Below are 9,797 nucleotides of genomic sequence, written 5' to 3' on the forward strand. Positions count from 1 at the left end.
GTTACATTTCGTAACATTTAAAGCTTAAAAGCTATAAAAGAGCAAAAATTTGCCCACCTAAAAAAGCAATCAATTTGCTTAAAATTAGCATTGCTTAAAATTTTTATATTTTCATCATAAGTAAAAGGTATTAAAACATTTTCTAAAGCAGCTCTTTTTTGAGCTATTTCATATCTTGAATATCCTTGCAATTCCTTATAATTTTCGTAAATATCAATTATATTTTTTTGTAAAATTTTATTTTCATAAAGCACTTTTTCGCATAAAATAAAAATCCCATTCTTATTTAATAACTTATATATTTTTTGTAATAAATCTTCTCTTAAAAGTGGTCTAATAAAATGCAAGGTATAAGAACAAATTATCGCATCAAAACTATCATTAAGACTTAAAATATCTTCTATATTTTTATTAATCAAATTAATTTTAACACCTAAATCACTAGCCTTAATCCTAGCCCTATTTAGCATTTGCTCTGAATTATCAAGCCCAAAAAGCTCTAAATCATCTCTTTTTGAAAGTGCTAAAAGTGTATTTGCAGTTGAGCAACCTAAATCTAAAACCTTTGCATTTTTTGGCAAAATCTGACTTAGAATTTTAAAAATTAATTCTTGATTTTGCAAATAATACGGCACACTACGAGTAACCATATCATCAAACACACGCACCACTTTTTCATCAAATTCAAATTGCTTTATTAATTCTTCGTTAAAAACTTCATCTTTCATCTTTAGCCTTTAAACTTAGAGCTTTTATGTCTAAGTTGATTTGTTCTTTTAAACTATCAAAATTATCAAATTTTTTATTCTCTCTAAAAAACTCTAAAAACTCTATTTTAATTTTGTGGAATTTAAAATAAGAATTTGAACTATTTAAAATATGCACTTCTAAAGCCGTATTTAAATCAGTTGAGCGTTTGCCTAAAAAAGTAGCTGCAAAATAACACTCATTATCTAAATAAACCTTAGTAAAATAAACACCTTCTTTTGGTAAAAAATAATTATCATAATCTACATTAATAGTAGGGACAAAAAATTTAGCTCCTAAACCTTGACCTTTGATTTGTCTTCCTTGAATGAAATAATTTCTACCTAAAAATTTATTCACACTTTCTAAATCAGCATTCAATAAACATTCTTTAATCAAACTTGAATGAACGCTTATATTATCTATTTTAAATTCATCTACGATAATACATCGTAGCCCAGAAAATTCTTGCAATTCTTTTGCGTGAGCTTGTCTATTTTTACCAAAATGAAAATCATATCCTGCTACAAAATATTTAAGTTGTGTAAAATTATACATAATATTTTGTGTAAAATTATACGCATTTTCATCTTTTATCTCATCAAGATTTACAAAAAATATTTTGCAATTTAATAATTCTTGCTTATAAATTATCGGAACTAATTCTCTTGTTTTTTTATATATTATTAATAAAGCCCCATTATCATCAAGCCTTTTTATCAGTTCAAAATGCCCTAAATGTAAAGCATCAAAACACCCTATTGCTAAACTTGTAATATTTTCTAAATCACATTTTTTTGCTTTTGTTATTTCATTTTGAAAAAGCGTAAAAATATTCATAATTTCCATCTTTTCCGCTAAGTTTTGATTTTGATTTTTTAAGTAAAATCAAACCTAATCTTATTACTTCTTTTTCAAATTCTTCGCAAGATTTAAGCACAGCTTTTTCATCTTTTACCACACCATTTTTAGAACGCTTTACATTAATTCCTACTTCAAATTGTGGTTTAAATAAAATAATTAAATACTTGCTACTTAGTCTTATTAAATCATTTATTATTAATCTAGCTGATATAAAACTTAAATCGCACACTACTATTTCAAACGGAGCTGATTTAAAATCTCTAATATCTGTATTTTCAAATACTTTTACCTTTGGATTTGCTCTTAAACTATTATGCAATTGTTTATCTCCAACATCTACACAAGTAACACTTAAAGCATTATTTTCAAGTAATATTTGGGTAAATCCACCCGTGCTAGAGCCAACATCTAAGCAATCAATTCCGCTAATTTTTAATTCAAATTCTTCTAAAAATCCTTTTAATTTATAAGCAGCCCTGCTAACATAAACTTCATCTAATAATTTACATTCATAATCTTGAAGTATCTTATCACTTGCCTTTTTTACTTCATTATTGATTAATACTTTTTCATTTTCTAATAATTCTTGAGCTTTATTTCGGCTTATATTTAATTTATTTGCTACAAACAAATCAGCTCTCATAAAAGTGCCTTAAACTCATCTTCATTAAGTATCTTAATGCCTAATTCTTTAGCTTTAGTAAGCTTACTTCCTGCATCATCTCCACACAATAAATAGGAAGTTTTTTTACTAACACTTGAGCTGGTTTTTCCGCCGTTTTCTTTGATTATATTTTCATAATATTCTCTTGGATTACTAAGTGTGCCAGTTATTACAAAAGTCGTATTTGCGAATTTATCACTAGATTTTATATTTGTATTTTTTAGCCTTAAAATCTCATAAAATCTAATAATTAGCTCTTTATTAATCACACAAAAATTAGCAATAGATTTAGCCATTTGCTCTCCAAATCCATCTAATTTTAAATAATCAATCTCATCTTTTAAATACCAATCAAATCCAAATTCACTAGCAACCTTACTAGCAGCTACTTCTCCAATGTGCTCACATCCTAAAGCATTTATAAAACTTGCTAATTCACAATCTTTTGATTTTTCAATAGAAGTTAAAATATTAGTTATCTTTTTATCAGCAAAACCCTCAAGACCTTGAAAATCTTCGTATTTTAGCTCATAAATACACTCAAATGTGCTGATTTTTTCAATTTTAAATAACAATTCAATAATTTTATCCCCTAAACCATCTATATTTAGGCATTTTTTACTCGCAAAATATATTAATTGATTTAGCATTTTTGCCTTACAATTAAGATTTATACATTTAATTAAAGCTCCATCATCTAATAAAGCTTCATTGCAAGATGGACAATTTATTGGCTTTGGAATTTTAATTTGTGTGCCATCTCTTCTTTCTTTATAAACACGAGTTAATTTTGGTATAACATCTCCACTTCTAATTATGCTAACGCTATCATTAATCATCAAATCAAGCCTAGTTATCTCATCGTAATTATGTAAAGTTACTGATTTAACTATAGCTCCATCAATATTAGTAGGCTCAAGTGTTCCAACAGGGGTTATTACTCCCGTTCTTCCTACTTGATAACTCACATCAATTAATTTTGTAATTTGCTCTAAAGGTTCAAATTTGTAAGCAGCCATAAATTTTGGAAATTTACTTGTAAATTCAGTGCATTTGCTTAAATCATTTATCCTTAAAACAAAACCATCTAACATCATTTTTTTATTTAATCTATCATTTTGTAAATTCTCATACTCAATTTGCAATTTATTAGCCCTAACAACCTTGCAAAAATCATCTTTTAAAAAACCTAAACTTCTAATAAATTCCATTGCTTCGCTATGTTTTGTAAAACTTAGTGAGTTTTGCCCTATTCCGTGCGGATAAAATTGTAAATTTCTCTTTGCAACTTCGCTTGGTTCTTTAAGTCTTAATGAACCACTTGCAGCATTTCTTGGATTTGAAAATAAGCTTTCATTATTTGCTAATTTTATTTCATTTAACTTCAAAAAATCATCTTTTAAAATAACAATTTCGCCCCTAATTTCAATCAATTCTTTATAAGCAATACTCTTAGGAATTGAAGTAATTTGCATAGCATTTAGAGTAATATCATCGCCTACACTACCATCTCCACGAGTAATTGCGTGAATTAATTTACCATTTTCATAAATTAAGTTTAAACTAGCTCCATCAAATTTTGGCTCAATGAAAAATTCTTCATCTTCTGCCTTTGCTCTTTTTATCCAAGCGCGTAATTCATCTTCATTAAAAACATCTTCCATAGAATACATTCTGCTAAGGTGAGCTAATTTATTAAAGCCATCATTTACATCTTTTAGATTGATTGGCAATACTTTTTGTGTTGGAGAATCAGGGCTTATATCATTTGGATTTAAACTCTCATAATCTTTTATTTTTTTCATAAGTGCGTCGTATTCAGCATCACTTGCAAGTGGATTTTCTCCTAAATAATAAGCCTTTGCCCATTTATTTGCTAATTTAATATTTTCTAAATACTCTTTCATATACTTTCCATTTTTTTAAGATAATTTATCATTGCATTTTGCCCTATTACATCATGAACTCTAATATAATCAGCATTTGAATTAGCATGAGTGATTAAACTTAAAGCTTCTTTATGCTCACCTAAAAATCTTTTATTTGAAGCTGCCAATAAAATAGGTTTATTTAAGGTCTTAAAATGATTTAGATATTTTACTAAAACTAAATTCTCATACTCACTTTTGCCAAAACCTATTCCAACATCAATTATTACTTTACTTTCTATTTCGCTTAATTTATTTAAAAAGAACTCATAAACACTATCTAAAATAAAGAATTTAGAATCAGAATTTGAGCTGCTTAAACCAGTATTATTTATATAATTATCAAAATAATTATTTTGTGAGTGCATTAAAATATAAGTAGCGTCGTATTTTAAAGCTAGTTTTGATAGCTTAGTATTAGCACTAATATCATTTATATATTTAAAGCCAATATCAAGAGCATTTGTTAAACAAATCTCATCAAAACTATCCAAGCTAAAATCTATCTTATCGCATAATTTATGTTCTTTTATTAAATTAAAAATAGGCTTTAATCTATCAAGCTCTAATTTCGCTCCTAAATAAGTAGAATTAGGTCTTGAACTCATAGCACCTATATCAATAATACTTGCACCATTTTCAATAAACTCATAAGCCTTAGCTAAAAATTCCTTCTCGCTAATCCTAGAACTTTCATAAAAACTATCATCATTAATATTCATAATACCCATAATTTTTGGATATTTTTTGCTTATTTTTAATTCGTTTAAAAATTTACTAAGTCTTATGCAAGAAAACTGCTGCAATTTAAGCTTATTAGCTAAATCCTTTGCATTAATGCTATCAACTAGCAAAATGCTATCGTATTTATACTCTCCACCTAAAATTGTATTTTTGTGATTTAAAACAATTGCACCTACGCTAATTGCGTCTTGTTTTAAAATATTTGCAGCGGTTGTGCTTATATTTTTTATATAAATTATTTGATGATTACTTCTTTTTAAAAATCTATCTAGTGCAAACTCACTTGAATTAATATCTTTAGCCGAGTTTTCATCTAGTAAATAAAAACTAGCTTCTCTCACGCATTATTCCTAACAATAACCTTGAAATTATAATTTTAGAATTTGAATTAAGCTTTGATAATTCATAGCATTTATAAAATTCTTCTAATAAATCACTACTAATATTTATGCCTTGTTTGTAGCATTCTTTAGCTAATGCACTTATAAATTCACTCAAACTCGCTTTATCAACATCGTAATTTACAATATCTAAATACGACATATTTTTAAGATTTAATTTAATCTCATAATTATTTTTATAATTTTCTAATTTTCTTGAAATTAATCTTGATTTAATAGTTGCTAATAAAAGATTTTTTGAACTAACTAAAATCTTAAAATACACATTAGCAGGTGGCTCTTCTAGTAGTTTTAGCATATAATTTTGAGCTTGTATGCTATATTCTTTATATGATAATACGAAATATTTGTCATATTCTTCAATCAAATAAGCATTTTGCATAATCGCTTTTGCATCATCTAATAAAAACTCATCGCCACTAAAAACCTTGCAGATTTTGGTCTTTTGCCTTAAATCATTTATAAAATCATCAGGGCTTTGAGTGATTATTATCTCACTTCTCAAATCTTAACCTTTGCAAAAATAATAGCGTCTAAACAAGCGTTAATTAATTGAGCAATAGTTATTAGTTTAATATCTAAATGTTCATCACTTGACTTAAGACAAAAAGAATTATCATATTCTTCATCTAATATAAACATTAAGCTATCTTTTTTATTTTTAGCAAGTTTTGCCATTTTTGAACTATCCTTACCAAAATAAATATAAATATAACCATTAGGATATGCTAGACTTAAAACATCATCAAGCAAATCTTCATTCTTATCATAATTATCAAGTTTAAAACCTTTTAAGCTAAAAAATGGCAACAATGGTCTAGCACTTTTTGCATTTACAAGACTTAAAAAATACTCTTCAAACCAAGCTCTTTCATCATCGCAAATTACTATAAAATTTTTCCCATCTAGTAAATAGCTAAGCCTAGAAGATAGCAAAGGGCTTATCTTAAACCTTTCGCTATCTAGCCAACTATAAAGCATACCTTTTTTTTGGATAAAGTCTTTTACAAAACTTAAAAAATCCTGCATTAATCTTCCAGCTTATAAACTTTATGTAGTGTTCTAACTGCTAATTCAGCATATTTTGAGCTAACAATCATAGAAATTTTAATCTCACTTGTTGAAATCATTTGTATATTAATGCCTTCATTTGCCAATGCTTCAAATGCAGCACTAGCAACACCTGAATGAGTTTTCATACCAACTCCAACTACTGAAACCTTAACTATATCGCTATCGCTTTCTATTACTACATCACTACCTAAAAGCTCTCTCATAGCTTCACTTGCATTTTTTAATTCATTTTGTGGCACGGTAAAACCTAAATTAGTAGTTCCATCATGACCTACATTTTGAATAATCATATCAACATTAATGTCTTTTTTTGCTAAAGTTGTAAAAATACTAGCAGCAATTCCTGGCTTATCTTCAATTCTTCTTAAAACTATTCTTGCTTGATTTTTATCTAATGCTATTCCACTAACTAATGCTTGTTCCATTTTTTCCTCGCTTGTTATAATTGTTCCACTATTTTCATTAAAGCTACTTCTAGTAACTAATTTTACATTTAATTTTTTTGCTAATTCAACGCTTCTATTTTGTAAAACTTTAGCACCTAAACTAGCAAGTTCTAACATTTCTTCATAAGAAATTTTATCAAGTTTTTTAGCCTTTGGCTCAATTCTTGGATCAGTAGTATAAACCCCATCAACATCTGTGTAAATCTCACACAAATCAGCATTTAAAGCCCCTGCAAAAGCAACAGCACTCAAATCACTTCCCCCACGACCAAGTGTAGTAGTATTTCCATTTGCTGCATACCCTTGAAAACCAGCTATTACAACTATTTTTCCACTTGAAAGTTCTTTTTTAATTCTAGTTGCATCAATATCAATAATTTTTGCGTTTGTATAATCATCTGTAGTTAAAAGCCCAGCTTCTTTACCACTTAAAGAAATCGCATCATATCCTTTTGACATAAGCGCAATAGCAAGTAAAGCAGCAGTTTCTCTCTCACCACAAGAAAGCAACATATCTAATTCTTTTTTATTTGGACTTTCTGAATAAAAATTAGCATTATCAATTAATTGATTTGTTCTACCACTCATTGCAGAAACTACCACAACTATATCTTTATAAGTCTTTTTAGACTTAATAACCCTATTTGCAACATTTTCTATGCGTTCAAGGTTGCCAACGCTTGTGCCTCCGTATTTTTGAACAACTAACATCCTATAAATCCTTCTTTTTGAAAATACTTTAAAACTTTGGTATAAAGTGGTCTTTTAAAATGATTAATATAAGGGTTTATATCCTTATAATCCACAAAAAGATGCTCTTTAAACTCAGGTTCATTGGTATTTAAATTAATCAAGTTATTATCTCTTACTTTAACTAAAAAATACCTTTGAGTTTGCCCATCAAAATTATATTTTTTCTTAACAGCTTCGTTAGGAAATTCATAGCTTAACCATTCAGGATATTCAGCAATGATTTCAAATTCTTTTGTGCCTAATTCTTCTTCAAGCTCTCTTATTAATGCTTCTTTTGGGCTTTCTCCATCATCAATCCCACCTTGCGGGAATTGCCAAACATCAATATCAAGTCTTAAAGCCACTAAAATTTTACAATTTAATGGGTATTCTTGAGACAAAACAATAGCTGCTACATTTTTTCTAAATCTTTTTTTCATCAAATAACCTAAAATTAATTTCACACGATACTATCAAGAAAAATTTAATTAAAAGCAACATTTTTACTAAAGAAATAATTATTTTTTGCCGATATGAAGCTTATGATTTTCAAGGAGAAAAAATGCAAATAAGTGCTAGAAATATAACTTTATCTTATCAAGCAGCAGCTTCTTTTAGTAGTAAAGATGAAGCACAAAAAAACATTAAAGATAGCTTAAAAAACTACGGCGTAAATCTTAGCAATGAAGAATTAGACAAACTCACAGCAAAAGGCGAAAATGATAGTTTTTTTGCAATGAGTTTTGAGATTAGTATCACAGAAATTAGCATTCAAGGTAATTTAAACGAAATTGCAAATAATAGGGGTAATATCAAAGAATTTTTAAATAATTTTAAAGATTTAGTTAATGATAATTTAGATAGCAATAGTGCTAAAAATTTATTATTAGATAATGCAGAATTTGGTTCAAAAAATACTGCAAAAAGAATGGCAGAGCAAATCATAAAAAATGCAAATAATGATGCTAATAAACTAAGATTAGGCAAAGATGGATTATTAAGTGGCTTTAATGAAGCATTAAAAAGATTTAATTTCGGTGATGATTATATGAGTTTAGCTAATAAAACTCTTGATAATGCTATCAAAATGATAGATGAACAAATCGCTAAACTAGGCGAAAATTTATTAAATTTCAAAGCATAAAATGAGAATTTATATTCATATTCCATTTTGTGCTAGCAAATGCTCTTATTGTTCTTTTGCTAGTTTTACAAATCAGCAAAAAATAAACGAATATTTTAAAGCCTTAGAATTAGATTTAGCAAGGTTTTTACCATTTTCTAAAGATATAAAAAGCATATATTTTGGGGGTGGAACTCCAAGCTTTATAGACGCAAAATACTATGAAAATATTTTTAAATTATTAAAGCCTTATATTAATAATGATACAGAAATCAGTGCTGAAGCAAATCCAAATTCTTTAAGCTTAAATTGGCTTAATGCTATGCGTAATTATGGATTAAATCGCATAAGCATTGGGGTGCAAAGCTTTAATGATGAGAAATTAAAATTCTTAAATAGAGCCCACTCAAGCAAACAAGCTATAGAAAAAATCAAACTATTAAAAAATGAAAAAATATCTTTTAGTATAGATATAATTTATGGCACTTATTTAGATAATTTAAATATGCTAAATGATGAATTAAAAGTCATAAAAAGCCTAGAATTAAATCATCTTAGTGCTTATACTTTAATTTTAGAAGATAATACCCCTTTTCAAAATAAAACCGAATATATTCAAAAAGATGATGAGTTAAATTGCTATTTTTATGAAAATTTGCAAAAAATCGGGTTAAAAGCTTATGAAATAAGTAATTTTGTAAGTTCTAGCGAATATGAATGCTCTCATAATAAAGCTTATTGGAATAAAGAAAATTACTTAGGCATTGGACTTTCAAGCGTTGGCACTAGCGATAATATTCGCTATACAGCAAGTTCAAACCTAAATGAATATATAGCAAATCCATATTTTAGGATTAAAGAAAGCTTAAGTCCAAATGACATTAGACTAGAAAGCATTTTCCTAGGACTTAGATCAAATGTAGGAATAGATATTAATCTTATTAAAGATAAAAAGAAATTAGATGATTTAAAAGATTTGGTTTTTATAAAAGATAATAAAGTATTTAATAAAAACTATTTAATATCAGATGAAATAGCTTTGTATTTAGAATAAAGCTAAGTTAATTAGAACTT

Annotated in this window: 11 protein-coding genes; 2 read left to right on the forward strand and 9 right to left on the reverse strand. The window is 27.3% G+C overall.

The genetic code is table 11. The features are described from left to right. Positions 1-17 precede the first annotated feature (17 nt). Genes cmoA through KJR01_RS05960 form a run of 9 tightly spaced genes read right to left on the reverse strand, consistent with a single transcriptional unit; the run spans position 18 to position 8,040 of the window. Complete coding sequence (cmoA, locus tag KJR01_RS05920) at positions 18-728, reverse strand: carboxy-S-adenosyl-L-methionine synthase CmoA (RefSeq protein ID WP_214117745.1); 711 nt, start codon at positions 726-728, stop codon at positions 18-20. Next, positions 718-1,596, reverse strand: a complete 879-nt coding sequence (locus KJR01_RS05925; RefSeq protein ID WP_214117746.1) for a bifunctional riboflavin kinase/FAD synthetase — start codon at positions 1,594-1,596, stop codon at positions 718-720. The genes cmoA and KJR01_RS05925 overlap by 11 nt, the downstream gene beginning before the upstream one ends. Beyond that, positions 1,559-2,254: a 23S rRNA (cytidine-2'-O)-methyltransferase TlyA gene (tlyA, locus tag KJR01_RS05930; protein ID WP_214117747.1), complete on the reverse strand. Its 696-nt coding sequence runs from the start codon at positions 2,252-2,254 to the stop codon at positions 1,559-1,561. The genes KJR01_RS05925 and tlyA overlap by 38 nt, the downstream gene beginning before the upstream one ends. Beyond that, entirely contained in the window at positions 2,251-4,182 is a 1,932-nt protein-coding gene (ligA, locus tag KJR01_RS05935) for an NAD-dependent DNA ligase LigA (protein ID WP_214117748.1), read from the reverse strand. The genes tlyA and ligA overlap by 4 nt, the downstream gene beginning before the upstream one ends. Continuing rightward, positions 4,179-5,288: a dihydropteroate synthase gene (gene folP / locus KJR01_RS05940; protein WP_214117749.1), complete on the reverse strand. Its 1,110-nt coding sequence runs from the start codon at positions 5,286-5,288 to the stop codon at positions 4,179-4,181. Before folP ends, ligA begins: the two co-directional genes overlap by 4 nt. Further along, positions 5,275-5,853: a DNA polymerase III subunit delta' gene (locus tag KJR01_RS05945; protein WP_214117750.1), complete on the reverse strand. Its 579-nt coding sequence runs from the start codon at positions 5,851-5,853 to the stop codon at positions 5,275-5,277. The genes folP and KJR01_RS05945 overlap by 14 nt, the downstream gene beginning before the upstream one ends. Beyond that, entirely contained in the window at positions 5,850-6,377 is a 528-nt protein-coding gene (locus KJR01_RS05950; protein WP_214117751.1) for a HobA family DNA replication regulator, read from the reverse strand. Before KJR01_RS05950 ends, KJR01_RS05945 begins: the two co-directional genes overlap by 4 nt. Further along, the gene (locus KJR01_RS05955) at positions 6,377-7,579 is read right to left on the reverse strand and encodes an aspartate kinase (RefSeq protein WP_214117752.1); all 1,203 of its coding nucleotides are present in this window, start codon (positions 7,577-7,579) and stop codon (positions 6,377-6,379) included. The genes KJR01_RS05950 and KJR01_RS05955 overlap by 1 nt, the downstream gene beginning before the upstream one ends. Then, positions 7,573-8,040: an RNA pyrophosphohydrolase gene (locus KJR01_RS05960; protein ID WP_214117753.1), complete on the reverse strand. Its 468-nt coding sequence runs from the start codon at positions 8,038-8,040 to the stop codon at positions 7,573-7,575. The genes KJR01_RS05955 and KJR01_RS05960 overlap by 7 nt, the downstream gene beginning before the upstream one ends. A 122-nt stretch (positions 8,041-8,162) precedes the next feature. Here KJR01_RS05960 and KJR01_RS05965 point away from each other — a divergent pair, with 122 nt between their 5' ends. Both KJR01_RS05965 and hemW read left to right on the forward strand, forming a co-directional pair. Continuing rightward, positions 8,163-8,744, forward strand: a complete 582-nt coding sequence (locus KJR01_RS05965) for a hypothetical protein (protein WP_214117754.1) — start codon at positions 8,163-8,165, stop codon at positions 8,742-8,744. Between the two features lies 1 nt (position 8,745). Further along, positions 8,746-9,777 (forward strand): radical SAM family heme chaperone HemW, encoded by a 1,032-nt coding sequence (gene hemW / locus KJR01_RS05970; protein WP_214117755.1) that lies wholly within the window; start codon positions 8,746-8,748, stop codon positions 9,775-9,777. Positions 9,778-9,797: the final 20 nt, after the last annotated feature.

The organism is Campylobacter sp. 2018MI10 (assembly GCF_018501175.1).
In the GTDB taxonomy this organism is placed as follows: domain Bacteria; phylum Campylobacterota; class Campylobacteria; order Campylobacterales; family Campylobacteraceae; genus Campylobacter_E.